We start from the raw sequence: 26,102 nt of genomic DNA, 5'->3' as shown, positions 1-26,102 counted from the left end.
CGCGCGGCGATCGATCCGCGGCCGTCAGGTGGCCGCGGCGAGCGCCGCGTCGAGGGCGCCGTACCGGTCGTCGCGGCCGGAGACCCACTGCTTGTGGCCCATGAGCTCGAAGATGCGCCGGTGCTTCGGGTTCTTCCAGGTCATGCTGAGCAGCGCGCGCTGGAACGCCTCGGCCTTCGCCTCGGGCAGCGCCGGCAGCGCGTCGAACATCGCGAAATCGTAGGCCGGCGTGGTCCAGAGGACGTCGACCCGGCGGAGGTCGATGTGGCCGTTCGCCTGCTCGGCGAGCCACACCGCGTCCCCGACCGCCGCCGCCTGCGCCTTGCCCTCGTGCAGCGCCGCGAGCGCCTGGACCTCGCTCGTCGCGGTGTCCCCGTGCTTGCCGACGTCCACCTCGAACGGCATGAGCTGGATCTTCTCCACGGCCACGCCCGCCTGCCGGAGGAAGTGGAGCGGCAGGATGCGCGCGTGCGCCGAGTCGACGCTCCCGACAGCGAGCGCCTTGCCCTCCAGATCGCTGAGCGCCCCGACGGCGGCGTCGCGGCGGACGAGCAGCTTGCTGTGGAAGTCGCGATCGATCTCGCGCATCGCGAGCGAGCGGGACCGGCCCTCGGTCTGCCGCTTCACCCGCACGTGCGCGACGGCGCTGTTCCAGGCGACGTCGATGTGCCCGCGGATCAGCGACTCGACCTGGCGCTCGTAGGTAGAGAACAGCGCGAAATCAATCAGGATTCCATGTTCGCGGAAGTGCTCGCGCAGGCTCTCCCACAGCGTCACCACCTTGGCGTCATGCGCCACGGCGCCGACGAGCATCGCCAGGTCCTTCATCCGGTGCCTCGCACGGGCGGCGACGCTAGCACGAGCTCTGCCCGCCGAGAGCCCCACGTCTCGCACATCGGGGCCTCGCGGGCGGCCTCTTGCCCATCCAGCGCCCAACCGGGCTACGCTGCGTCCGTCGTGCACGCCGGCGCCGGTTCATTTCCGTTTCGTCCCCCGGCGCTCCGCGCCTGATGGCTCGCTTCCGTTCCACCCTCATTCCCCTTCTGCTCGGCTTTTTGCCGCTCGGCGCGATCGCCATCCCGGCGCACGCCGACCCGACCCCCGCACGTCCGGCTCAGGCCAACCCCAACCCCGGTCAGGCCAGCCTCAACCCCGGTCAGGCCAGCCTCAACCCCGGTCAGGCCAGCCCCAACCCCGGTCAGGCCAGCCCCAACCCCGGTCAGGCCAACCTCAACCCCGGTCAGGCCAGCCTCGACCCTGTCGACCCTGTCAACCCTGCGGCACGTGCCGTGCCCTCGGGCGAGGCCGGCACCCAGGCCACCGACGTGCCGTCGCTCGGCCAGCCGCTGGCCCTGGGAGAGCTCGTCGGCAAGCCGATCGTCCGCATCGATGTCACCGCGCAGGGCGACCGATGGCAGATCGTGTCGCCGGTCACCAGCGTCGACCTCGGCGAGCCGCTCAGCCCCGACGCCGCGCGCCGCGCCATGCGCGAGCTGCTCGCCTCCGGCAACTTCGCCCGCGCGTCGGCCGAGGCGTACCTCGTGCCGGACGGCGCCGCGCTCCGGATCTTCGTCGTCCCCCGCCGGAGCATCGCCAACGTCCAGATCACCGGCGGCGCGCTCGACCGGCAGGACACCCTCGAGGCCGCCGGCATCGCCGAGGGCGGCGAGATCACCGCGGCCACGCTGGCCGAGATCAGCCCCCGCATCCGCGCGTTCTACGCGCTTCACGGCTACCCCGCGGCCGCCGTCACGGTCCGCGCCGTCGACACCGACGAGCCCTCCCAGGTCGTCCTCGCCCTCGACATCGAGGCCGGCGCTCCACGCGTGGTCTCCGAGCGCGTCTTCGTCGTGGCGCCGCGCGCGGACCGGGAGCTCGGCTCGCTCAAGCAGAGCTACGGCCTCGGCGTCGGCGCCCGCGTCGACGAGCCCGCCCTCGCCGAGGCCGACCGCGAGATGGCCGAGCTGCTCCGCCGGAGCGGCTTTCACGACGCCGAGGTCTCCCACCGCGTGCTCGCGGTCGGCCCGCACAACTACCTCTACGTCTACCTCGAGCCCGGCGCGCGCATCGTCCCCGCCTTCGACGGCAACCGCGCCTTCGACGACGACGCCCTCGAGGCCGCGCTCGATCTCGGCGAGACGACCGAGACGAAGACGAACGATCTCACCGATCGGCTCCGCGCGTTCTACGTCGAGCGCGGCTTCCTCGACGCCGAGGTCACCCCCTCGCTGGGCGGCAAGCCCGACGATGCGGTCCGTTACCTGACCTTCACCGTCCGCGAGCACGACCAGGTGCGCGTCACGAAGCGCGTCTTCCCCTGCCTCACGGGCGACCTCAGCCCGGACGACCTCGGCCGCGAGATCGAGAGCTTCCTCGAGGAGGACCTGCCCGGCGCCGACGCCTTCTCGATGCCCGACCCGCGAGGCATCTCGGACCTCTTCGGCCCGACCCGCGGCGCCGGCGGCCGGGCAAGGCCGGTCGAGCTCATCCCCTCGATGACGTACGCGCAGGAGACCTACGAGCGCGCCCTCAAGCACCTTCGCGATCTCTACTTCAGCAAGGGCTACCTGAACGCCGTCGTCGGCCCGGTCTCCGTGCTCCGCGCCACCTGCTCGCGCCGTTCCCCGCCGGGCGCCTGCATCCCCGAGCCGGTCGCCGAGCGCGTCACGGCCCAGTGCCTCACCGACGCGCAAGGGCTGCCCCTCCCCGAGCCGCCCGTCCCCGCCGCCCTCACGTGCCGCCCCGACGCCGCCCGGCACATCGCGTGCTCCCCCGAGGTGACGCTCCGCATTCCGGTCCATCCCGGCCCGCAGACCCAGCTCTACGATCTCGCCTTCGAGGGCAACAAGGGCTTCTGCGGCCAGGCCGGCCTGAGCGAGCGCGACCGCGCCCTCTGCGCCGAGGAGCGGCCGTTCAGCGAGCGCTGGCTCAGCGACCTCGTCGATCTGAAGGTCGGACAGCCCCTCTCGACGCTCGCGCTCGACGCCGCGCGGCTGCGCATCATGGATGCTTACCGCGACCTGGGCTACGCGTTCGCCGAGGTCCGCACGGCCATCGAGCCCTCGCCCGACCGCACGCGCGCCCGCGCGCGGTTCATCGTCTCGGAGCGAGATCGGGTGTTCGTCACCGGCATCGTCGTCAAGGGCGCCGTACGGACCGACGAGCAGCTGATCCTCCGCCGCGTGCTGCTCCGCGAGGGCGCGCCGTTCCGCCAGTCGCAGGCCCGCCTGAGCGAGGAGCGCATCGCCGCGCTCGGCCCGTTCTCCAGCGTGTCGATATCGCTCGAGGATCCCGACGTCCCTCAGAAGAACAAGCGGGTCGTCATCCACGTGGTCGAGCAGCTGCCGCAGTACCTCAACCCGCAGATCGGGTTCTCGACCGGCGAGGGCGCGCGCCTCGCCTTCGAGTACGGACACCGCAACATCGGCGGCCTCGCCATCGGCCTCACGATGGGCGTCCAGCTCAGCTACCTGTTCGAGTTCATGATCGTCGACAAGGCGGCGAGCCGCCACTACGAGGAGCTCCAGATCGACGACCAGCTGGAGCGCCGCATCGCGGTCTCGGTCACGCTCCCGGACATCGGCCTCGGGCCGCTCGTCAGCATGTCGCTCGCGGGCATCAACGTGCGCGACAACCAGCTGGATTTCGGCGTCACGAAGACGGCGATCATCCCCGCGATCACCTACCGCCCGCGGCGCGCCGTCACGACGCAGCTCGCCCTGTCGACCGAGCTGAACAAAGTCGGCTTCTTCCCCGGCGCCGTCGGCGCCGACAAGCGGGATATCCTCGACCAGCTGCGCATGCCCGAGGGCGAGACGATCGCCCTGGCGCAGCGGATCGACGCGTCCTGGGACACGCGGGACACCCCCTTCGCCGCGACCCGGGGCTTCCTCCTCTCCGGCGGCGTCGAGCACGTCGACGCCTTCGACGCCTTCGCCTCGGTCCGGGCCCAATCGAGCTTCCCCGAGAGCCACTTCCTGCGATTCACGGGCCGTGTGTCGGGCTATATCCCCCTCGCGCCGCGGTCGCGGCTCACCCTCGCCCTGAGCCTGTCCGGAGGGTATATTCAGCCGCTCGTGGCCGAGAGCGGGACGTACCCAGATCGCCTGTTCTTCCTCGGCGGCGTCGACTCGCTCCGTTCCCATCTGGCCGAGTCGCTGTATCCTGAGGACGGGCTCGAGGAGGCGAGAAAGGCGCTGGGCGGGGACGCCGAGGTATCGACCGACGATATCCCGCGCGGCGGGACGGTGATGGTGAACCCCCGCGCCGAGCTGCGCATTCCGCTGACGGATCTGCTCCAGCTCGGGCTCTTCCTCGACGCGGGCAACCTCTGGATCAGGGCGAGGAACGTCAACCTCGATCCGCGGCTCTTGCGTTACGGGCTCGGCGCCGGCCTGCGGGTGAACACGCCCATCGGCCCCCTCGCCTTCGACTACGGCTTCAACCTGGATCCGCGCGACGAGCTGGATGAGATCGACGGTGCACTCCACTTCTCCGTGGGGCTCTTTTGACAGGCGGCCTCGCGCGCGACGCGCGCGAGGCGGCTCCCAACGCATGATGATGACGAGGCTCCCCTGATGAACCGTTCACTCCGCATGTGTGCTTTGCTCGCCCTGACATCGACCCTCACGATCGCCGGCTGCGGCGACGACGAGAGCGCCGCGCCGAGCAGCGCGGCGAGCACGTCCGGCGCCGGCGGGTCCGGCGGGCAAGGTGGGGCCGGCGGATCGGCGGGCAGCGGCGGAGAGGGCGGGCAAGGCGGCTCGACGAGCAGCGCCTCGGCTGGCGGCGATGCCACGGGCAGCGGCGGAGAGGGCGGGCAAGGCGGCTCGACGAGCAGCGCCTCGGCTGGCGGCGATGCCACGGGCGGCGGCGGAGAGGGCGGGCAAGGCGGCTCGACGAGCAGCGCCTCGGCGGGCGGCGATGCCACAGGCGGCGGTGGAGCGGGCGGGCAAGGCGGCTCGACGAGCAGCGCCTCGACGAGCAGCGCCTCGACGAGCAGCGCCTCGGCGGGCGGCGGCGGCGGCGGCGACGGGGCCGGCGGCGGCTCGGTGAGCAGCGCCTCGGCGAGCAGCGCTTCGACGGGCGGCGGCGGCGACGCCGCCGGCGGCGGCGGAGAGGGTGGGGCGTCGGCGTGCGGCGATCTGCGGTGTGACACCGGCGAGACGTGCGATTCGTGCGCCGACGACTGCGGCGTGTGCCCGCCGGTCTGCGGTGACGGCGTGTGCGAGCCCGACAGGGAGAACTGCCAGGCGTGCGCCACCGACTGCGGCGTGTGCCCGCCGGCCGAGTGCAGCCACGACCTCTGCGAGGAAGGAGCGCCCCTCCTCATGGCCTGCGACCCGTGCGTGACCGAGCTGTGCGCGGAGGACCCGGCGTGCTGCATGAGCAACTGGGACACCCACTGCGTCGCCGGCCTCACCGCCGCCTGCGGGCGGGCCTGCGGGTGCGCCCACGACCTCTGCGAGGAAGGCGCGCCCCTCGACGCGACCTGCAACAGCTGCGTCGAGACCGTGTGCGGAGAGGACGGAGACAGCTTCTGCTGCACGATCGGGTGGGACGAGGGCTGCGTCGCGCTCTCGGAGAGGCTGTGCGACGTCACGTGCCTGTGAGCTCGGCTCGCCGCCCGAAAGGCGAACCACGCAGGGCGCGGTAGCGACGGCGCTCCGCCGTGAACCTGGCCGGCTCGGCGGGTGGAACCCGGCGCGCTCAGCGCGCCGTCGCCGCCTTCATCTCGCGGACGAAGCTCGCGACGGCGCGCGCGGCCGCCTCGGGATCACCGAGGTTCGCCGAGACCCGCTGCACGACCGCGGACCCGCTGACCACGCCGAACGCCCCGGCGGCGAGGGCGTCGCGCACGTGCTCGGGCTTCGAGATGCCGAACCCCAGGATCGCGGGCGGCGCGCCGAACCTGCGCAGCGTCTCGAAGAGCGCCCCGTGGCCCAGGCGCAGCTGCTCGTCCGCCCCCGTCACGCCCTTGCGCGTCACGCAGTACGTGTACGCGCTGCACCGCTCCGCGAGCCGCTGCAGCGTGGCCTCCGAGGCGTTCAGCGGCGCGATCAGCACCGGCGCCACCCCCACGGCGCGCGCCGCCGCCACGTACGGATCCGACTCTCTCACCGGCACGTCGGCGACGAGCACGCTGTCGACCCCGGCCGCGGCCACTGACGCGTAGAAGCCCGCCAGATCGCGGTGCTTCACGAGGTTCGCGTACGTCAGGATGCCGATCGGCACCTCCGGCGCCTCCGCCCGGAACCGCGCCAGGAGCTCGATGCAGTCGCCCGGCCTCACGCCGGCCTCGAGCGCCCGCACGGCCGCGGCCTGGATCGTCGGGCCGTCCGCGATCGGATCCGAGAAGGGGATCCCGACCTCGATCGCGTCCGCGCCGCCCTCCACGGCCGCGCGCAGCAGCCGCGCGCTCGTGGCGAGGTCCGGATCCCCCAGCATCAGGAAGGGGATGAACGCCCCCTCGCCGCGCTGCCGCAGCCGCTCGAATGCGCGATCGTAGCGCGTCGTCACCGTCTCCCGACTCATGTCGACCTCCCGGGATCGAGCAGCTTTTGCGCCTGCTCCATGTCCTTGTCTCCGCGGCCCGACAGGTTCACGACGAGCACCGTCTCGCGCCCTGCCTGCGCCGCCTCCGCCACCATCTTCAGCGCGTGCGCGATCGCGTGCGCCGACTCGAACGCCGGGATGATGCCCTCGCTGCGCGCGAGCCGCTGGAACGCGTCGAGCGCCTCGTCGTCGGTCGCCGCGACGTACGTCGCCCGGCCCGACGTCATGAGGTGCGCGTGCTCCGGCCCGACGCCGGGGTAGTCGAGCCCCGCCGAGACCGAGTGCGTCTCGGCGACCTGTCCGTGCTCGTCCTGGAGGATGTAGGTCTCCGACCCGTGCAGCACCCCCGGGCGGCCCTTGAGGAGCGTCGCCCCGTGCATGGCGGTCGACAGGCCGTGGCCGGCGGGCTCCACGCCGACGAGCGCCACGTCCTTGTCCGGGATGAACTCGGAGAAGATCCCCATGGCGTTGCTGCCGCCGCCCACGCACGCGACCACCGCGTCTGGCAAGCGCTCCTCGGCCTCCAGGATCTGGGCGCGCGCCTCGCGGCCGATCACCCACTGGAAATCGCGCACGATCGTGGGGAACGGGTGAGGCCCGGCGACCGTCCCGATCAGGTAATGCGTGTCCTCGTAGCTCTCGGTCCAGTAGCGCAGCGCCTCGTTGAGGGCGTCCTTCAGCGTCTGCGAGCCCGAGGTCACGGGCACCACCTCGGCCCCCATGAGGCGCATCCGGAAGACGTTGAGCCGCTGCCGCTCGACGTCCTTCGCGCCCATGTAGATGCGCGTGGGCATGCCGAGCAGGGCCCCGATCATGGCGGTCGCGACGCCGTGCTGGCCGGCCCCGGTCTCGGCGATGAGCCGCCGCTTGCCCATGCGCCGCGCGAGCAGCCCCTGGCCGAGCGCCTGGTTCGTCTTGTGCGCGCCGCCGTGGAGCAGGTCCTCGCGCTTGAGGTACAGCTTCACGCGCGGATCGCCGGTCAGGTTGCGGCACAGGGTGAGCGGCGTCGGTCGCCCCGCGTAGGTCGTCAGCAAGGCGTCGAACTCCGCCGCGAACGACGGATCGCCGCGCGCCTCCAGGTACGCGCGCTCGAGCTGCTCGAGCGCGGGCACGAGGATCTCCGGGACATAGGCGCCGCCAAAGGCGCCGAAGCGGCCGCTTTGCTGCATGTGATTGCCTCGATCGTCGGTGGTGCGTTGTGCGTTGTGCGTCGTGAGAGCTGCCGTCAGGGGGAGGCGCGGTCCGCCGGGGCCGCGGCGTCATGGTCGTGGCGCGACGGGCCGCGCGCGCTGTCGAACAGGCGCACGAGCAGGTCGGCGCACTTCTCGCCGGGCGCGCGCTCGACGCCCGACGCGACGTCGAGCCCCCACGTCCCGACCCGGCGCGCCGCGGCGATGTTGTCCGGGTTCAGCCCGCCCGCGAGCAAGCTCCGCGCGCGCGCCGGGTGGCCGTCGATCGCGCTCCAGGCGAACGTCCGCCCCGTGCCTCCCCGCGCCTCCGCCGTGCGCGTGTCGAAGACCAGCCGATCGGCGCTGCGCTCGACCTCCGCGCCCGCGCCGTCGTCGCCCGCCTCGCCGGCCGCGCCCGCGGCGCCCGCCGCGCCGGCGGCCTCCCCGGACGGCGCCATCGGGACCGCCTTCCAGACCTCGCACCCCTCGGGGAGCTCGCGCCGCAGCGCCTCGATGAACGCGGCGTCCTCGTCGCCGTGGAGCTGCACGGCGCGCAGCCCGATCGCCCGCGCCGTATCGGCGACGAAGTCCACGGATTGATTGAGGAAAACGCCGACGAAGGGCAGCCCCGCGGCCGTGGCGACCACGATCTCGGCCTGCTCGCGCGTCACCCGCCGCGGCGAGCTCTCGGCGAAGACGAGGCCGCCGAAGCGGGCCCCGAGCCGCTCCGCCTCGCGGGCGTCCCCGGGCCGGGTCAGGCCGCAGATCTTCACCCTGCCGGTCACCAGCGCGCGCGCGGCGTCCGCGATGTCGGGGCTGCGCATGAGCGACGTGCCGACGAGGAACCCGTCCACCGAGGGCGCGAGCCGCTCCACGTGGGCGCGCGACTCGACGCCCGACTCCGCGATGACGATGCGATCGCGCGGCACGCGCGGGGCGAGCCGCTCCGAGACGGCGAGATCGACCTTGAGCGTCTTGAGATCGCGGTTGTTGATGCCGATCACGGGCGCGGGCAGCGCGAGCGCGCGCTCGAGCTCCGCCTCGTCGTGGACCTCGACGAGGCAGTCCATGCCGAGCGCCTCGGCGGCGCCCAGGCACAGGAGCGCGGTCGCGTCGTCCAGCACCGACAGCATGAGCAGGATCGCGTCCGCGCCGTTCGCCCGCGCCTCGATCACCTGGTAGGGCGCCACGACGAAGTCCTTGCAGAGGATCGGGACGTCCACGACCGCGCGCACGGCCTGGAGGATCTCGAAGCTGCCCTGGAAGAAGGGCTCGTCGGTCAGCACGCTCACCGCGTCGGCGACGCCGTAGTACGCGGCGGCGACGGCGTGCGGGTCGAAATCCGGCCGGATGAGGCCCTCGGACGGAGAGGCCTTCTTGCACTCCAGGACGAACCGCGCGCCCGGCGCGGAGAGCGCGCGCCGGAGGCTCCGCGAGGTGGGCGGCGCGTTCGCCCGCAGGCTGGCGAGCGGGGTCCGCCGCTCGCGCTCCGCCACGTCCGCCCGCTTCCGCTCCACGATGCGCGCGAGCACATTGCCCTGCTCAGCCATGTTTCGCCTCCTTCCGCGCTTCCTGGGCCCCGTCCCGGCTCAGCGCCACGAAGCGCGTGAGCCGCTCCGCCGCGCGCCCGGAGCCCAGCGCCTCGAGCGCCAGGGCCGTCCCCTCCCGCAGCCCCTCGGCGCGCCCGGCGATCCAGAGCAGCGCGCCGGCGTTGATCGCGACGGCGTCGCGGTGCGCGGGCGCGCCGCGCCCGGCGAGCAGGTCGCGGAGCCACGCCGCGTTCGCCGCCGGGCCGGCGCCCCGGAGCGCCTCGATCGGCGCCGGCGCGACCCCCGCGTCGGCCGGGTCGATCAAGAGCTCCTCGACGACCCCATCGCGGAGCCGGGCCGCGCGCGTCGGGGCGTGCAGGGCGACCTCGTCGAGCCCCCCGCCGTGGACGACGAGCGCGGCCTGGCACCCGAGCATGCCGAGCGTGCGCGCGGCGTGGGTGACGAGCTCCGGATCGTAGATGCCCATCACCTGGATCGGCGGCGCGCTCGGGTTCACGAGGGGGCCGAGCAGGTTCATGATCGTGCGCACCTTGAGGGCGCGGCGCACGGGCATCGCGTGGCGGAGCCCGGCGTGGTACTGCGGCGCGAAGAGGAAGCAGAAGCCGACCTCATCGAGGGCGCGGCGCGAGACCTCGGCCGGCGGGTCGAGCCGGGCGCCGAGCGCCTCGAGCGCGTCGGCGGAGCCGCACTGGGAGGAGACCGAGCGGTTGCCGTGCTTGGCGACCGGCAGGCCTGCTTCGGCCGCGACGAAGGCGACGGCCGTCGACACGTTCACGGTGGACTGCCCGTCTCCGCCGGTGCCGCAGCAGTCGGCATAGACATAAGCCGGCCGCGCGAACGGCACCGACGTCCCCCGGAGCGCGCGCGCCGCGCCCGCGATCTCGGCGGGGGTCTCGCCCTTCGCCTTGAGCGCCACGAACAGCGCGGAGAGCTCGATCTCCGTCAGCGCCCCGGCGATCAGGTCGCGGAACAGCGCCTCGGTCTGCTCCGCGGAGAGGTCGACGCCGGCGCAGAGCGCATCGATGACTGCATGCATCATGGTTCTCTCCTCATCTTCACGGCTGTTCTGGCAGACACGGATCCTCGGGACTCGGGCGTCGCGCTGCGGCGCCCTGCATAGCGGACAAAAGCGAAAAGGCCCACCGTTGTTCGGCGGGCCCTCTTTCTTCTTTCCTTCAGGTCGTCCTCCCTGCAGGGAGGCGCGTTACCCGGGGTAAGGGCCCGCCTTAGTAGAGCACCAGCGCCACCAGCGCAGCCCTGCCACGCACGAACCCACCTCGGCGGCCGAGCGCGACGCGCCGCCGAGGACGAAGGCCTCGGAGCAGCGGCGAGCGCAGGACGCGGGGAGCGCGCGGGGCATGCGGGGAACATAGCTTGCGGGCGCGACGAGCGTCAAGCGGGTTCCGCGCGCGCCTCGAGCCGCCGCTTCAGCCGCCGTGGCCCGAGCTTCCTCGGATCAGCGAACCTCCGAGGCCTCCGCGCTCTCCACCGCCACCCGCTGGCGACGCCTCCGCAGGACGGTCCTCGTGCCCTCGCGGGCGGCCAGCGCCGGCGTCGCGACGGTGGACAGCGGGCTGAAGGCCGGCGCGGGATACGGGCCCTCGTCGGCGCCTCGGTAGACCGTGAAGCTCGGTAGACCGTGAAGACAGAGACACACTGCCGAAGATGTCTGCGCGCTCGGGCCGGCGCCGCATCCCATCCGTCATGGGGCAGACGCGATAACCGATGTGGAATATCGCATGGCAGGCATCGTTTAGAACACCGATCACGCTGAAACCCGGAGAGTTAGCGCGCGTGACGATTCGCCGTTGACACCCGTGCATCGTCTGGCGTTCCCTTCCCCTCCATGAGCACGATGGCGCTCGAGGCGGCGTTGGATGGCGCTCGGATGCGCCCGGTCGGCGTGATCCGGTCCTTGCTCAAGGAGCGCAGCGAGGCGCCCAGGCAAGGCTCGGAGGGAGCGCCGGATGCCTGGATCGAGGTGTACCCGTGGGCGGCGGAAGGGCTGCACGGCCTCGCCGTCGGGGACGAGATCATCGTCATCACGTGGTTTCACCAGGCGCGTCGCGACGTCCTCCGAGTCCACCCGCGGTCCGACGCGCGCAATCCGCTCACGGGCGTCTTCGCGACGCGATCTCCGGACAGACCGAACCCTCTCGGCCTCCATCCCGCCTTTGTCCGTGCCATCGACGGCGACCGCCTGCGCATCGGGCCCATCGAGGCCATCGACGGCACACCGGTCGTCGACATCAAGCCGGTCCTGACGTGAGGAACAGCGGTGCGATGATCGCTACCTGGAGATCACGATCCAGGTGAGCTCGTCGATCCCGGAGAGCGGCGCCGTCTTGACGGCCGCGCCGTCGGCCTCCCCTGCGGCCGGCGCCGAGAGCTTGCCGTCGTACTCGCTCATGGTCCGGAACCTCACGGGCGTTCCTGGCGCCAGGTCCGAGGGGGCCTGGACCCCGACGGGCGAGTCGCTGGTCGTCGCGAACGGGTAGAGCGCGTAGACCGCCACGATCTCCTCCCCGCCGAGATCGGGGAGCGGTGGCACGCGCTCCGGCGGGATCCTCCGGGCCGCGATGTCGTGGAGGGCCTCGCCGAGCGGCGCCGCGAGCGCGGCGCGGTTCACGGTGAGCTGAAGGCCATCGCCGACCTCCAGGACCTGCGGATCGTCGCTGTTCGGCCCGAGGACGGCGCCCGCGGGCAGGTGCGGCACGAAGAGCGATCCCGCGTCGACGGTGACCACGTCGGTGAAGCGCAGCGGGAACATGGTCGTTCCCCGGCGCGGCGTCGTGCCCGGGTCCTCCATCGACTTCACCACGAAGTCGACAGGCGGCTCCGCGTCGCAGAGGAAGGTGAAGCGACCATCCGCCCTCGATCGGTCCGAGTAGCAGACCGCGGTATTGCAAAACAGCACGGTGGCTCCGCCGATGGGCTGTCCCGCCTCGTCCGCGAGCACGCCGGTCACGCCTGGACCCGCCGGCGCGCCGCCGGCGCCGGAGCCGCCCGCCGCGCCGCCGCCTCCCGCTGCGCCGCCGCCGCTGGTCGCTGCGCCGCCGCCTCCGGCGCCGCCGCCCGTCGCAGCGCCGCCGCTGGCGTCCCCCGCCCCGCTGGTCGAGCCGCCGCCTCCGTCGCAACCGGACGCAATCAGCGCGACCACCAGGAGCAGGGCGCGCTTCATCATTCGGCCAGCGCCTGCTCGATGACAGCCGTCATCGCATCCGGATCGTACTCATGCGTGACATACCGGACGATGCCGTCCTTGCCGACGATCACGTCGACCGGGAACGGGTTGGGGCCGGGGAAATTGGACGTCACGGCGGCGTAGGTGCTCGCGGTCTCCTCGAGCCCGACCGGGAAGCTGACCTTGATGTTGTCGCAATACGCCTGCACCTGGCCGATCTGATCGACCGGCTCCCTCGGGTTGAGGGCGACGATCTGCAGGCCTTGGTCCTTGTACTTCCGCCAGAACCGCTCCTCGGTGTCCGGCAGGTGGTTGGCGCAGACCGGACAGAAGGTGGCAAAGTAGGTGAGCAGAAGCACGCCCCCTGCCGACTCCTCCGAGGTCCATGTCGTGCCGTCCAGCATCGTGCCCGTGGTCGCGGGCAGGGGCGCCCCGACGCTCACGCCGGGCGCGTTGCCGACGAGGTAGGTCTTCCGCACCGGGGCCGCAGGGTCGTCCGAGGTGATGTGGAGATAGCCGATCTCCTGGTCCGTCGCCGAGGCGAGGTAGGTCACGTTGAGCTCGATCTTCTCGCCGGGCGCGATCCGGGCCTGGCGCGGCTCGACGCTGAACGCGGAGCCGCTGACCCAGTTGTCCACCAGCGTGAGCGGCGCCGTCCCCTGGTTCGTGACCTCGAGCGGGAGCGTCTTCGTGTCCCCGGCCGCGACCGGGCCGAAATCGATCCGCGCGGCGGATTCCGGGAGACGGAGGTTGGGGGCGAGGCGGTCCGGCTCGAGGCGGTAGGAATATGGGTTCTCCCAGGTGCCGATGAACACGTCCTGACCCCGGGCGGCGACGCCGAAGGTGCGCATCGTGGGGAGCTCGCGATCCGGATCGTCGTACTCGAACGCCCTCGGGATGCGCACGGCCGCGATGAAGGTCGGGGCGGCGGGCGTGGACACGTCGTACACGCGCACGTCGTTCCACGCGGCGACGAAGAGGCGGCGCCCGGAGTAGGCCAGGCGGAGCGGCGTCCCGGGCATCTCGGCGCGACCGACAACGACCGGGCGCGCGAGGTCGGAGATGTCGACAACGGCGACGCCCGCAGAGCCCGCCGCCACATAAGCGAAGTCGCCGTCCACGACGACGCCCTTCGCCTGGCCGCCGGTCGCCACGCGCCCGAGCTCCACCGGCGCCGTCGGGTCCGTCGCGTCGACCGTGACGAGCCCGTCCACGCCGTCGGCGACGAAGACATGGTTGTCGCGCGCCGCGACCCCCCACGCATTGGTGAATCCACCCAGGCTGCCGACCCGCGTGAACCCGACCGCGCCGTCGTAGCGGTAGACGCCGAGGCCATCTCCGTGCAGCCCCACGAAGATGTTGTGGTTCGCGACGTCGACTCCCTCGTAGCTGATCCCCTCCTCCTGCAGGACGGGGAGCTGCACCGGGGCCTCGGGATCGCTGATGTCCCAGCCGCTCAGGAAGGCCGGGTTCCGGATGTTGCCGAGGTGCGTGGTGAAGACGAGATCGCCGTCCCAGGCGAGGTGCTTGCAGCCGGGCGTGCGGGTGTCGCCGGGGATTGTGTGCTTGAGCCCCCCCGCGAGCACCTCCATGTCGGCGGGGTCCTCCGCATCGATGACGTTGAATGTGTAGCTGCAATTGAGGAGCAAGTCATCGTCGCGGACGCGGACCTCATCCGTATGGCTCCCGACTTCGTGCAAGCTCTGCAGCTGCACCAGCGGGCTCAGGAAATGCCCGGGCTGGAGCGCTGTCGGGACGCATTCCCCGCCTACGTCCGCGGTGCCCTCGCCACAGACGACACCGGGGCTCGTCGCCGAAGGCACACACGCGCCGTCGACGTCCTCGGTGCCCTCGCCGCAGACGACACCGGGGCTCGTCGCTGAAGGCACACACACGCCGCCTTCGGCCTTCGTGCCTGGACCGCACGACAGCCCGGTCTCGCTCACCACATCGTCGTCTCCGCAGGCGGACACGGCGAGCAAGATCAGCGCCGAGACGGAAGCGCGGCGTCGCAGCGGCGTCATGAAGAGCTCCTTGAAGGGGATGAAGGACAGGGCGGCTGATGAAGCAAGGGCAGCGTCTTTGCGACGATACAAGTCGCCGGGGGGGCATGGGCAAGGAGAACCGGGGTCGCGGCTGCGCCGGCGCACATCTCCGACGGTGTCCGCCGTTGCGCCGTCCGGACCAGGTGGGGTCGAGGTCGGGAGCGGCGACTCGGATGGGGGCGGCCTCCGCGGCTCGAGGGCCTGGGCGACCGAACATGACGCGTCACCGAGGACGCAGGCCTCGGAACGGCCCCGCGTGCGGCGCGCGGGGCATGTGGTAGGGAACGCCCGGCAGCGTCGCTGGAAGGGTCGTGGTCGCAGGGAGGCCACGAGAGAGCACGGGAAGGTTCATGTTGAGGAGTGCGGTTCTTGGAGGCGGGATCGCCGGGCTGAGCGCGGCGATCGCCCTCGCCGGACGGGGGTTCGAGGTCGAGGTCTTCGAGCGACACGCTGCGCCGACGGACATCGGCGCGGGGATCGTCTGCTGGCCAAACGCCTCGTTCGTGCTCCAGGAGCTCGGGCTCCTGGAATCGGTCGCCGGGCTGGCGGGGCGCCCGACCCGGATGCGGAGGGTCTCGTGGACCGGCGAGGAGCTCGGCGCGCTGGACATCCGGAAGCTGGACCAGCTCATGGGATCCCCGAGCCTCTCGGTGCTGAGGAGAGAGCTCCAGGCGGCGCTGCTGTCGCGCGTCACCGAGCTGGGTGTCCGCGTGCGGTACGGGCACGCCGCCGATCGCATCGAGCCCTCGGCCACCGGCTCGGCGAGCGTTCACTTCGCGAACGGAGCGACCGTCGCGGCGGACGTGATCCTCGGAGCGGACGGGCGGATGAGATCGGTCGCGAGGGCGTTCGTGCACGGCGACAATCGCCCGAGATATCAGGGCTTCGTCAACTGGCTTGGCACGTTCGAGAGCGATCGCGCGGTGTTCTCGGAATCGCAGATCGAGGTGATGGACTGCTGGGGTGTCGGCGTGCGCTTCGGCGTCGTGCCCGTATCTCGGTCGAAGGCGTACTGGGCCGGCGCCGCGGCCTGCCCTGAAGCTCGGGGCAGGGAGCCAGCAGATTACCGGGCCGAGCTCCGCGCCCTCTTCCGCGGGTGGCCGAGCCCGATACCGGAATTGATCGAGGAGACGCCCCCCGAGCGCATGAACAAGATCTACGTCCACGATCACGATCCCATCGACGCGTGGCATCGAGACAACGTCTTGCTGATCGGCGACGCCGCGCACGCGGCGCTGCCCACGTCGGGCCAAGGCGCCAGTCAGGCCCTCGAGGACGCCTGGCACCTGGCCGACTGCCTGGGCAGCGCGGCCTCCCTCGAGGAGGCGTTCACCGCCTTCACGAAGCGCCGCCACGCCAAGAACGCCGCGATCAACGCGGGCGCCCGCGACCTGGCGCGCTCGCTGTTCGCGACCGATCCTGCGCTCTGCGAGGCGAGGGATCGCAGGAGCAAGGCGACCGACTACGAGGCCATGGTGCAGGGCATGGCGAGGGGCTGGTCCAGCGGACTGCCGATGAGCGCGCTCACGAACGCCCCGCCGGCTCGGCCTCAGGCCTGACCAGCCCGGGAGGGGCGCGCCGTCGAGGGCGCTCTGCGCGACCGCGCGGTGCCCCCTCTCGGCGAGACGCCGCTCTACTCCTCGTCCGGATCGTCTCCGAAGAGCGCCCCGACGGACCACGTGATCGCGTCGAACGGCTCTGCGCTGACGCGCTCGCCCCGCTCTGCCGTGAGCACGTTCAGGTATCCGTCATCCATCCAGCGATGCACGGCGAGCACCTCGTTCATTGGATCCACGATCCAGTAATGGGGCACCTTGCACCGGTGGTATGTGCGCATCTTCTTCACGAGGTCATTGCGCGTGTTGCGCGTGTTCGAGACGCTCAGCACCTCGCAAACCCAGTCGGGCCGCACGAGGATCGGCGTCTTCTCGGGCAGCTCGGGGAGGTGCTCACGCCGCCAGCCCGCCACGTCGGGGCGGTAGACCTCGTGCTCCTCGAACTGCACCTCGACCTCGGTGGCGAACCACCACCCTCCTGGCCAGCGACCGCCAGGCCGCCGGTTGTAGGGGCGGAACACGATCCCGGCGAGCGATGCCTGGGCGCCGCCGTGCTTCGGCGAAGGCATCGCCTTCGGGACGAGCTCGCCGTCGATGATCTCGTGGAAGCGCTGCGCCTCGGGGACGGCCAGCAGATCCGCGATCGTGGCGAGCTTGCGCGCGGGGAGCGACACGGCTCCACCATCGTGCCGTACCCGCGCGGAGCCCGCCAGCGGGCACGTGCCAGGCGCCGCGCAGGCTCCTGGCGCATCCGTGCAGCCGTCTTGCCGGCCTCGCGTGGCGCAGCCTCGACTGCGAGCGCGCCGCTTCCGGGTTGCGGCCGCCGGCGCCCCCGGCTCGTCCGCTCCCGCAGGATACTTTGCGGCCCGGTACACCGATGGTAGGCCCCGTTCTCCAGGGCGCACGACCTCGCGGCCAGGCGCGACAGGCCCTCGCGAGGCGCCCCCGCGGCCCTCCCCCCCTGCGTGCCCATGATCACCGCCGAACCAGGTCCCCCGCCGCCGCCGAGCGCCGCCGGCTCTCATGACAGCGTCCCGCCGCGATCGCCGAGCGGCCCGCCCGCCCGGCAGAGCGCGCCGCCGGGGCGGTCCGTCCCCCCGCCGGGGCGGTCGGCCCCTCCCCCGCCGCGCCGCAGCGCCTGGACGACCCGCCTCGGCGAGGCCTGCGTGCTCGGCCTCGGCGTCGCCTCGCTCTCCGCCGTGCCGACCGCGCTCCGCACCGCCCGCGCCGGCGCGTCCTTCCTCGACGGGCTCCTCGTCGGCACCGCCGTCCTGCTCCCGCTCGTCACGCTCGCGCTCATCCTCTCGCGCGCGGCCGGCCGCGGCTTCCGCGGCATCGTCGGCACGGGCGGCGAGCGGCTCGCCGTCCTCCGCGTCGCGCTCTGGATCGGCGTCGCCTTCCCGGTGCTCGCCGCGCTCGCCGCCCTCCTCAAGGCGACGACCCACCACCGAGGCCTCGCCGGCGCGACCTTCGGCGTCCTCGGCCTCGCCGGCGTCGTGGCCGCGGCGCTCGTCACCCAGCGCCTCGTCGCGCTCGGCGATCGCCTCGCCGCCCGCGGCGTGAAGCCGTGGCTCCTCGCCGTCGCCGGCACGGCCATCGGCGTCGTGCCCCTCGTCGCCGCGTTCGCTCCGCTCACCGCCCACGCGGCCAGCACGACCGGCGACGCCGGGGCCGCCGTGCGCGCCGCCATCGTCGACGGCGCCATCGCGCTCGTGGCGACCGCGCTCGTCTCGAGCGTCGACCTCAGCGCGGCCGTCGGCCGCATCGCCGGCGTCGCGGGCGTCCCGCTCGCCGCCCTGGTCCTCATGACCGCGACCGCCCGGATCGAGTCGTTCCCCCCGCTCGGCCAGGCCGTGCGCGCCGGCGGCGGGCTCGCGGCCACCCTCTTCAGCGCGCTCGAGCAGTGGACCGACCGCGACGGCGACGGGATGGGCTCGCACTTCGGCGGCCTCGACTGCGACGAGGGCGATCCCACCCGGTATCACGGCGCACGGGAAACGCCGGGCGACGGCATCGATCAGGACTGCAGCGACGGGGCCCACGAGGGCGCCGCCCCCCTGCCCGCCAGGGCCGTCGCGGGCTCGCCGACCGGCACGTTGACGACCGCGGCCGCCGGCGCCCCACCTGCCACCGCTGCCGGCGCCCCGCCTGCCGCCGCTTCCGGAGCCGCGCCGACCGCTCCCGCCGGCGCCCCGCCGGCCGCTCCTGCCGGAGCCGCGCCGGCCGCGCACGTGCGCGCCGCCTCCACGCCCGCCGGGCGCGACGAGGGCGGCGCGGTCGTCCCGGCCGTCCTGACGAAGACCATCACCCCCGCCGGGACCACGCCTGCGTCCCCCGCGCCCGCCGCCGCGCCGCCGCGCCCCGACGTCCTCCTCGTCACGCTCGACACGGTCCGCGCCGACCACACGTCGGCCTACGGCTACGGCCGCGACACCAGCCCGCGGCTCGCCGAGCTCGCGGCCCGCGGCGTGCTGTTCGAGCGCGCCTACGCCGCCTCGAGCGAGACGCAGCGGGCCATCTCGCCGCTCGTCACCGGCCGCCGCCTCAACCGAGCGGCGCGCGACCGCCGCGAGTGGCCCACGCTGCTGCCCGAGAACGACACCCTCGCGGAGCGCATGAAGCGCGCCGGCTACCTCACCGCCGCGGTCAGCTCGTTCACGTGGATCAGCCAGGAGCGCGGCTTCGATCAAGGGTTCGACCGCTTCGAGACCGTCTACGGCGACGCCCACCCGGAGCGCGAGGCGACAGGCCACCTCGCGGTCGAGAAGGCCATCGAGCTCCTCGAGGGGGTTGCCCAGCGCACCCAGCCGATCTTCCTCTGGCTCCACCTCTTCGACGCCCACGAGCGCTACCTCGCCCACCCCGGCATCCGCTTCGGCGCCGGCAGGACCGCCGCCTACGACGGCGAGATCGCCTACGTCGACCGGCAGCTCGGCGCCCTGCTCGACGCCGTGGCGAGGGGCCCCCGCGCCGGCCGCACGGCGGTCATCGTCCACGGCTCGCAGGGCGAGGGGCTCGGCGAGCACGGCCCCGTGGGGCACGGCGTCGAGCTCTACGAGGAGGCGATCCGCGTCCCCCTCGTCATCGCCCTCCCCGGCGCCGCGCCTGGCCGCTACCCGCATCCGGTGAGCACGGTCGACATCGCGCCCACCGTCCTCGACGTCGGCGGCGCGGAGGCCACGGCCGTCGAAGGCGCCTCCCTGGCCGCGATCGCCGCCGGCGCCGAGCGCGCGCCCCGGGGACCGGTGTTCGCGCGCACGGCGCGCCGCGCCGCGATCGTCGACGGGCAGCTCAAGCTCCTCGTGATCCAGCGCAAGAAGCGGGACCGGCTGCTCCTGTTCGATCTCGGGAGCGATCCCCGGGAGACCCGCGACCTGTCCGGCGAGCGGCGCTTCGAGGCCGACCTCGGGCGGCTCCGCCAAAAGTTGTCTGCCTTCGAGTCTCCCTCGCAGTAGAGTTTACTGCGAGGGATCATGCACCGATTCGCCCCTTCGACGCGGAAGCCCGCGTCCCCCCGCGCGAGGGCGCTGCGCGCCGCCGTCGCCGTCGGCTTCGCGCTGGGCCTCGCCTCGCTCGCGCTGCTCGTCGTGCGGCTCGCGGAGGCGCCGTCGGTGCCGCTGACGCTCGGCGCGGGCGCCATCACGGGCTCGCTGCCGCGGCGCCTCCGGTTCGAGTGGCGCCTCGTGCGCGATCGCCACTGGCAGATCGCCTCGTCGCCTGCCGAGTCGCGCGAGGCCACCGACCAGATCGAGGGCACCCGCGGCACCTGCCCGACGGGCATGGTCGAGGTCTCCGGCCTCATGAAGCTCGACCCTGCCCCGAAGGCCCAGGGCGACCTGCGCTCCATCGACGAGATGCAGCGGACCACCTGCAAGCACTGGATCAGCAGGGATTACCCCGAGCGGTGCGCGGAGTTCGATCGCGAGAAGTGGCTCTCGATGTCGAAGGACCTCGACACGAAGCCGATGCACTTCTGCATGGATCGCTACGAGTACCCCAACCAGAAGGGCGTCTATCCGTTCATCCTCGTCTCGTTCTACGAGGCGAACGAGCTCTGCGCCGAGGAGGGCAAGCGCCTCTGCGACGAGGCCGAGTGGACCTTCGCCTGCGAGGGCGAGGAGGCGCGCCCCTACCCCTACGGTTACGTCCGCGAGCCTGAAGCGTGCGTCGTCGATCAGGCATGGCGCCCGTACATCGAGACCGCGCTGCGCCCGCGGGGCGGCCCCGCGGCCATGGTCGAGATGGACCGGCTCTGGCAAGGCATGGCGGCGGGCGTCCAGCCCCGCTGCCGGAGCCCCTTCGGCGTCTACGACATGACCGGCAACATCGATGAGTGGACCCGTTCCGTCCGCGAGGGCGAGCGCCCCTCCATCCTGAAGGGCGGCTACTGGGGTCCTGTCCGCACGCGCTGCCGCCCCTCGACCCGCTCGCACGACGAGAACCACATGTTTTACCAGCAGGGCTTCCGCTGCTGCGCGGACCGCGGCGCCACGATCGGCGTCCCCGCGGAGCGCGCCGTCTCCGGCGATCCTGCCGCCGCCCCGCTGCCGCGCGAGGTCCGCTGACGCGCTCGCCGGCGCGGCGGGTCGAGCGTCATCGGAGCTCGCGCCGCCGCGCAGTCGACCGCGCTCGCCGCAGCGCGTATCCTCTGCGCTGATGGACCACCCCCCCGCCGGACAGGGCGCCTCGCCTGGCCCCCGCGACGTGCGCGCCGAGCACGCCGGCACGCGCCTCGCTGCCCGGGCGGAGCCGCCGGGCGCCGCGCCGGCCCCGCCGCGCGCGCGCCAGCTCGATCGGCTGACCGGGCTCGCGCTCCTCGCCGCCGCCGTCGTCGTGCTGCTCCCGACGGCGCCAGTCGTGTTCCGGGCGGTCGCCGGCGATCGCTCGCCGGCGCAGAGCGCTGGCCGGTTCGCGCACCTCCTCGATGGGCGTTCCCCGGCGGACCGGCGCGCGCAGGTCCACCCTCGTTTCCCGTTCGACGACGATCCTGGCTCGGACGAGCGGCCATCCCCTCACGACGACGGCCCTGCCTTCGACGACGAGGAGGACCCGGGCGCGCCTGCGCGCCTCCAGGCGGGCATCGCCTCGCGCGGCATCACGCTGCTCGACGAGCCGCGGGCGGACGGCACACGGGTCGGCGCCATCGCCGCGGGCGAGATCGTGATGATCGTGCGCGAGTCGGGCGCGTGGGCCCTCGTCATGACGAACGGCGGGGGCGAGCTGCTCATGGGCTGGGCCCGCCGGAGCGAGATCGCCATCCGATGAGCGCGCGGCCGCTGGAGTCGCCGCGCGCCTACCGCGGTCGCCTGCTCACCCCGATCCCCGCGTCGCCGGACGGCGCTCGGGTCCGAACCATCGACGACGCGCTGCTCGTGGTCGGCAGCGACGGTCGGATCGCCCAGGCAGCGCCGTTCGCACCGGGCGCCTTCCGCGGGCCGGTGCTGGACCTGCGGCCTGCGGTGTTGATGCCGGGCTTCATCGACGCGCACGTCCATTTCCCGCAGACGCGCATCATCGGCAGCGCCAGCGGCCCGCTGCTCGACTGGCTCGAGCGGTCGGTCTTCCCCGAGGAGGCGCGCTTCCGCGACGAGGCCTATGCCGCGCTCGTCGCCGGCGAGTTCACGAGCCGGCTGCTCGCGTCGGGCACGACCACCTGCGTGGTCTTCTCCAGCTCGTGCGCCGGCGCGACCGACCGGCTGTTCCGCGCCCTCTTGGCCGCCGGCTTGCGCGGCATCGCCGGCCTCACGCTCATGGACCAGAGCTGCCCGGAGGCGCTCCGCGTCTCTCGCGACGAGGCCATCGCCGCCGCCCGCGATCTCGCGCAGCGCTGGCACGGAGAGGGCGGCGGCCTCCTCGAGTTCGCGATCACCCCCCGCTTTGCCCCGAGCTGCTCCCGTCCCTTGATGGAGGCGGCCGCGCGGCTCGCCCGCGATCACGGCCTCCTCGTGCAGACGCACGTCGCCGAGAACCCGGCCGAGGGCGAGGCCACCTTGCGCGCGCACCCCTGGGCGCGCGACTACGTCGACGTCTACGACCGCGTCGGCCTGCTCACCGGGCGCGCCCTGCTCGCGCATGCCATTCACCTCTCGCCGCGCGAGTGGGACCGCCTCGCGGAGACGGGCTCCTCGGTCGTCCACTGCCCCGACTCGAACTTCTTCCTGGGCAGCGGCCGCATGCGCCTCTCCGACCCGCGCGCGCGCGGGGTCTCGGTCGGGCTGGGCAGCGACGTCGGCGCTGGCCGCAGCTTCGACATGCGCCGCAGCATGTCGAGCGCCTTCGACAACGCCCTCTGCCTCGGCGACCGCCTGACCCCGGCGGATCTCTTCGTCATGGCCACGCAGGGCACCGCCGACGCCGTTGGCCTCGGCCGCGTCGTCGGCAGCCTCGACGTCGGCAAGGAGGCGGACTTCATCGCCGTGCGTTTCCCCGAGCACGTGCTCGGCGAGGCCGAGACGCTGAACCACCTCGTCTTCGCGTCCGACGCGACCGTCCAGCGCGCGTTCGTGCGCGGCCGGCCAGTCTACCCCTGACCGGTCCCCCTCTCGTCCTCGGCCGCCTCATAGACCTCGAGCTCCCAGACGAGGATCTCGAAATCTCGCCGCAGGATGTACCGTGCGCCGTCGTCCCCGCGCACCTTGAAGTAGAGGTGATCGCCCCCGGGCCACCGGTCGAGGATCTCCGTCACCCGCACGCGGCGCTCCCCCAGGGTGACCGTCTCGGGCTCTTCGCTCCCGCCGTGGCCGGCACGGCACGCCACATCGACCCGCATCTGCCTCTCGCGCAGGGTAGCAGGTGCGGGCGCCTGGCTCCCGCGATCCCTCCACGGAGAGGGCTCGCCCGGCCGGACGCCCCGAAATGGCGGCGCTCCCGGGGTGTCGCGCCCGGGAGCGCCTCCTCGCTCAGTTCGGGTTGACCGAACAGCCGTAGAGCAGCTCCATGCCCGCGGTGTTGTCTTGCGCCGCCATGGCGCACGTGTCCTCGCACAGCTTGATGAGCCCCTCCTCGATGTAGAAGGACGAGGACGCCCCGGCGCACTCCTCGAGGCTCTTCACCTGGGAGAAGGTCTTCTTTTGCCCGCCGTCGCTCGGCGTGAACTCGATCTGCACCGTCTTCAGGTCGATCGAGTGCCCATCCGGCGCCTTGGGCACCTCGATCTCGCACGACAGCTTTGCGCCCGAGATCACGCTGTCTGCGATGGCCTGGAACACCGCATCGTAGGTGGCGTGCTGCTGGATCGGGTATCTCAGCCCGCCGGTCATGACGCTGAGGACCTGATAGGTCGTCCCGGGATCGACCGAGTCTGGCCGGCACTGCTCCCAGGTGGCTGGCGCCTCCGGCGGCCAGGGGGCGGTCAGTGGGTCGTTCTCCTTGATGCCCACGAAGCTGAAGAACTTGTAGTTGCGCGCGTCCTTCGAGCCGAAGAACTCCGGCGCGGCCGCCGTCAGGGCCGCGTCGAAGAGCTCTGCCGCCTGGGTGCCACCGGCGACGTTCTTGTTTTCATCATCTGCGGTGTCGAGGAGCTTGATGTCGCCGTCATCGAAGGCCTCCTTGTTCGCGCCGAGCGACGTCGTCGTGCAGTCGACGCCGTCATCGGTGATCTCCACGAACACCTTCAGCGAGTCCATCCGCAGCCACTGCGACCACCCGGGCGACGTGGTCTCGCCCCGGGGCTGGATCGCCCCCTTCAGCGTGTCGATCGCCATGCAGAGCGAGTCGAGGCTGCCGATATCCTGGTTGTACTGGTAGAAGTGCGGCGGGTTGGTGTTCGGGTTCTGTGGAACCGGCGAGCAGCTCCCGCTGCCGAGCGGCGCCTCGATGCAGACCGATTGCTCCAGCGTCGAGCTGCCGTGTCTCGAGAGCATGATGACGCGGTAATCGATCTTGCTCGCCGCGATGATCGAGGCGAAGTTCTGGTTGATGTTCCGCTGGACGCTGTTGATCTCGTCCGTCATGCTCCCCGAGTTGTCGATGATGAAGATGATGTCGGCCGGGCGCTGCTGGTAATCGGCCTGCAATCGGGTCGCGATGCACGCCGTATCGCCATTGAGCGACGCGTCCTTGTCCCCGGTCCCTGCGTCGACATCGAACCCACCGCCGTCCCCGATCCCGCTCCCGGACGTCTCGCCGCTGCTGCCGCTGCCGCCGCTGCCGCTGCCGCTTCCAGAGCCGCTATTGCCGGGGTTCGCCTCACCACCACCCCCGCCGGAGCACCCACCGATGGCTGCCGCCGCCGCAAGCAAACCCAGACCAACCAGCCCAACAAGCGTCTTCGTCGAGAGCTTCAAAATGACCTCCAAATTGGGGAACGCGACAATGCGCAGCGACGGATGTTACCAGACTCACGTCCCAGTGGACGCGATCGGCATGAAATAATCTAGACCGACATGAGGTAGACAACCGACCACCGTTGTCGGTCAAGGTACCTTGTCCACGACCGTTCGACTCGCCCTCTGGGACAGGCTCACCAAAGGAGCGAGGACATGGCCGAGGGCGGGTGAACCGGAGCGCCGCACGACGCGGCGGCCCCAGGGCAGCCCGGCGAGACCACCCTCGGGTACACGCAGCGAGCGCGGCGCACAGCCATCCTGACGGCTCCCCTCGGCCGCTCGGCGACGGGAATCGCAACGATGCGGCGGGGGGTAGCGCTAGACTGCGCTCTTCGAGGCAACGAGTTCGCGCGCCGCCGCGAGCAGGCGCTCGGGCGTGTTCGCCTCGGGCTCTTCGGTGACGAGCTCGACGAGGCGCTCCAGGAGCTCGCCGACGAGCCGGCTCGGCGGAATGCCGAGCTCCTTCATCAATCGATTGCCGTTCACGGCGAGATCCTTGGCGGAGAGCGCCGCGCCCGCGGCGAGCAGCGCGTCCACGCGCTCCCGGAGCCGCCCAATCGTGGCGATGTCCTCGGTCGCCTCGCGCCCCTTGCCGAGCGCGTCGGCGACGCCGATCTCGTAGAGATCCGGCGCCAGCGCCGGGGTCACCCGGCGGAGCCAGCGGCGCACCGCTGCGTCCGTCCAGGTGTCGTCGTAGCAGATCAGGTGGTGTCGGATGAGCGCCACGATCCGCGCGCGCTCGTCGTTCGAGAAGCGGAGCCGCGTGAGGATCGGGTCGGCCATCTCGGCCCCGACCCGCTCGTGCTCGTAGAACGTGTAGTCCTTCGTCTTGTCGGAGAACTCGCGCGTCCTCGGCTTCCCGATGTCGTGCATCAGCGCCGCGACGCGGAGGATCGGCTCGGGCTTGCACGCGTCGAGGCAGGCCATCGCGTGCCCCCACACATCGTAGGCGTGCCATCGGTTCTGCTCGCACCCGACCGACTCGATCATCTCCGGGCAGGTGATCGCCAGCAGCTCCGTCCGGCGCATGATCTCGAACGCCACGCTCGGGCGGCGCGCGCGCATCGCCTTCAGCCACTCGTCGCGCACCCGCTCCGCGCTCACGCAGCGGAACGTCTGGTGCGACCGCGCGGTGCCCATCGCGCGCTCGGTCTCGGGGTCCAGCGTGCCCTCCAGCGTCGCGGCGAAGCGCGCCGCGCGCAGCACCCGCAGCCCGTCCTCGGCGAACCGCTCGCCCGGATCCCCGACCGCGCGGATGATCTTCGCCTCGAGATCGCTCCTCCCGCCGAACGGATCGATGAGGTGCCCGTCCACCGGATCGATCGCGATGGCGTTCATGGTGAAGTCCCGCCGCGCGAGATCGGCGGTGATGTCGTCCACGAACTCGACCCGGTCCGGCCGCCTGCCGTCGCTGTAGGTCCCGTCGCCGCGCAGGGTCGTGACCTCGTACGGCACGCCGCGCACGAGGACGGTCACCGTCCCGTGCTGGATCCCGGTCGGGATCACCTTCCGGAACGCGGCCACGACCTCCTCCGGCCGCGCGTCGGTCGCGACGTCCCAGTCCTTGGCGTCCTGCCCGCGGAGCAGGTCGCGCACGCAGCCGCCCACGATCCAGCCGCGCTTGCCGCGCTCGCGGAGGCGGCGACAGATGCCGAGCACGTCCTCGGGGACGGCCTCGATGAGGTGATCGATCCGGGTCACGCCTGCGGCTTATCA

General features: G+C 72.4%; 19 protein-coding genes. 8 read left to right on the top strand and 11 right to left on the bottom strand.

Features of this window, described 5'->3' with window-relative positions; translation table 11 throughout:
• Positions 1 to 24: 24 nt before the first annotated feature.
• A complete protein-coding gene (locus WME82_RS06285; protein WP_437744596.1) occupies positions 25 to 828 on the bottom strand; it encodes a phosphate/phosphite/phosphonate ABC transporter substrate-binding protein in 804 nt (267 codons plus the stop codon).
• 182 nt (positions 829 to 1,010) lie between these two features.
• Here WME82_RS06285 and WME82_RS06280 point away from each other — a divergent pair, with 182 nt between their 5' ends.
• A complete protein-coding gene (locus WME82_RS06280; RefSeq protein ID WP_438042070.1) occupies positions 1,011 to 4,511 on the top strand; it encodes a POTRA domain-containing protein in 3,501 nt (1,166 codons plus the stop codon).
• A 66-nt stretch (positions 4,512 to 4,577) separates the two neighbouring features.
• Complete coding sequence (locus WME82_RS06275) at positions 4,578 to 5,612, top strand: hypothetical protein (protein ID WP_438042069.1); 1,035 nt, start codon at positions 4,578 to 4,580, stop codon at positions 5,610 to 5,612.
• Between the two features lie 97 nt (positions 5,613 to 5,709).
• Here the strand turns inward: WME82_RS06275 and trpA are convergent, their stop codons facing one another.
• Genes trpA through trpD form a run of 4 tightly spaced genes read right to left on the bottom strand, consistent with a single transcriptional unit; the run spans position 5,710 to position 10,310 of the window.
• A complete protein-coding gene (trpA, locus tag WME82_RS06270) occupies positions 5,710 to 6,534 on the bottom strand; it encodes a tryptophan synthase subunit alpha (protein WP_437867950.1) in 825 nt (274 codons plus the stop codon).
• On the bottom strand, positions 6,531 to 7,724 hold the full coding sequence (trpB, locus tag WME82_RS06265) for a tryptophan synthase subunit beta (RefSeq protein ID WP_438042068.1): 1,194 nt from the start codon (positions 7,722 to 7,724) through the stop codon (positions 6,531 to 6,533). The genes trpA and trpB overlap by 4 nt, the downstream gene beginning before the upstream one ends.
• Positions 7,725 to 7,780: 56 nt before the next feature.
• A complete protein-coding gene (trpCF, locus tag WME82_RS06260) occupies positions 7,781 to 9,274 on the bottom strand; it encodes a bifunctional indole-3-glycerol-phosphate synthase TrpC/phosphoribosylanthranilate isomerase TrpF (protein WP_438042067.1) in 1,494 nt (497 codons plus the stop codon).
• Positions 9,267 to 10,310, bottom strand: coding sequence for an anthranilate phosphoribosyltransferase (gene trpD / locus WME82_RS06255; RefSeq protein ID WP_044967908.1), 1,044 nt, complete (start codon positions 10,308 to 10,310; stop codon positions 9,267 to 9,269). Before trpD ends, trpCF begins: the two co-directional genes overlap by 8 nt.
• Before the next feature lie 852 nt (positions 10,311 to 11,162).
• Between trpD and tsaA the strand changes: the two genes are divergently transcribed.
• On the top strand, positions 11,163 to 11,543 hold the full coding sequence (tsaA, locus tag WME82_RS06250) for a tRNA (N6-threonylcarbamoyladenosine(37)-N6)-methyltransferase TrmO (RefSeq protein WP_438042066.1): 381 nt from the start codon (positions 11,163 to 11,165) through the stop codon (positions 11,541 to 11,543).
• A gap of 21 nt (positions 11,544 to 11,564) precedes the next feature.
• Here the strand turns inward: tsaA and WME82_RS06245 are convergent, their stop codons facing one another.
• Both WME82_RS06245 and WME82_RS06240 read right to left on the bottom strand, forming a co-directional pair.
• The gene (locus WME82_RS06245; RefSeq protein ID WP_438042065.1) at positions 11,565 to 12,458 is read right to left on the bottom strand and encodes a hypothetical protein; all 894 of its coding nucleotides are present in this window, start codon (positions 12,456 to 12,458) and stop codon (positions 11,565 to 11,567) included.
• A complete protein-coding gene (locus WME82_RS06240) occupies positions 12,455 to 14,482 on the bottom strand; it encodes a redoxin domain-containing protein (protein WP_438042064.1) in 2,028 nt (675 codons plus the stop codon). Before WME82_RS06240 ends, WME82_RS06245 begins: the two co-directional genes overlap by 4 nt.
• A 371-nt stretch (positions 14,483 to 14,853) precedes the next feature.
• Between WME82_RS06240 and WME82_RS06235 the strand changes: the two genes are divergently transcribed.
• Positions 14,854 to 16,062: an FAD-dependent monooxygenase gene (locus WME82_RS06235; RefSeq protein WP_438042063.1), complete on the top strand. Its 1,209-nt coding sequence runs from the start codon at positions 14,854 to 14,856 to the stop codon at positions 16,060 to 16,062.
• Between the two features lie 74 nt (positions 16,063 to 16,136).
• Here the strand turns inward: WME82_RS06235 and WME82_RS06230 are convergent, their stop codons facing one another.
• The gene (locus WME82_RS06230; RefSeq protein WP_438042062.1) at positions 16,137 to 16,733 is read right to left on the bottom strand and encodes a Uma2 family endonuclease; all 597 of its coding nucleotides are present in this window, start codon (positions 16,731 to 16,733) and stop codon (positions 16,137 to 16,139) included.
• Between the two features lie 297 nt (positions 16,734 to 17,030).
• On the opposite strand from WME82_RS06230, the gene WME82_RS06225 reads away from it, so the two are divergent.
• From WME82_RS06225 to WME82_RS06210, 4 genes are all read left to right on the top strand, one after another.
• Positions 17,031 to 19,514 (top strand): sulfatase-like hydrolase/transferase, encoded by a 2,484-nt coding sequence (locus WME82_RS06225; protein WP_438042061.1) that lies wholly within the window; start codon positions 17,031 to 17,033, stop codon positions 19,512 to 19,514.
• Positions 19,515 to 19,532: 18 nt separating this feature from the next.
• Entirely contained in the window at positions 19,533 to 20,624 is a 1,092-nt protein-coding gene (locus tag WME82_RS06220) for a formylglycine-generating enzyme family protein (protein WP_438042060.1), read from the top strand.
• A gap of 91 nt (positions 20,625 to 20,715) precedes the next feature.
• On the top strand, positions 20,716 to 21,324 hold the full coding sequence (locus tag WME82_RS06215) for an SH3 domain-containing protein (RefSeq protein ID WP_438042059.1): 609 nt from the start codon (positions 20,716 to 20,718) through the stop codon (positions 21,322 to 21,324).
• On the top strand, positions 21,321 to 22,589 hold the full coding sequence (locus WME82_RS06210) for a guanine deaminase (protein ID WP_438042058.1): 1,269 nt from the start codon (positions 21,321 to 21,323) through the stop codon (positions 22,587 to 22,589). The genes WME82_RS06215 and WME82_RS06210 overlap by 4 nt, the downstream gene beginning before the upstream one ends.
• Here WME82_RS06210 and WME82_RS06205 read toward each other — a convergent pair.
• From WME82_RS06205 to WME82_RS06195, 3 genes are all read right to left on the bottom strand, one after another.
• Complete coding sequence (locus tag WME82_RS06205) at positions 22,580 to 22,816, bottom strand: hypothetical protein (RefSeq protein WP_012233726.1); 237 nt, start codon at positions 22,814 to 22,816, stop codon at positions 22,580 to 22,582. The genes WME82_RS06210 and WME82_RS06205 overlap by 10 nt on opposite strands.
• A 142-nt stretch (positions 22,817 to 22,958) precedes the next feature.
• The gene (locus tag WME82_RS06200; RefSeq protein ID WP_438042057.1) at positions 22,959 to 24,344 is read right to left on the bottom strand and encodes a hypothetical protein; all 1,386 of its coding nucleotides are present in this window, start codon (positions 24,342 to 24,344) and stop codon (positions 22,959 to 22,961) included.
• 360 nt (positions 24,345 to 24,704) lie between these two features.
• Positions 24,705 to 26,087: a CCA tRNA nucleotidyltransferase gene (locus WME82_RS06195; RefSeq protein WP_438042056.1), complete on the bottom strand. Its 1,383-nt coding sequence runs from the start codon at positions 26,085 to 26,087 to the stop codon at positions 24,705 to 24,707.
• Positions 26,088 to 26,102 lie beyond the last annotated feature (15 nt).

This window comes from Sorangium sp. So ce128, from assembly GCF_051525245.1.
GTDB lineage: Bacteria > Myxococcota_A > Polyangia > Polyangiales > Polyangiaceae > Sorangium > Sorangium cellulosum_B.
This window is presented reverse-complemented; position numbering and strand designations above follow the sequence as displayed.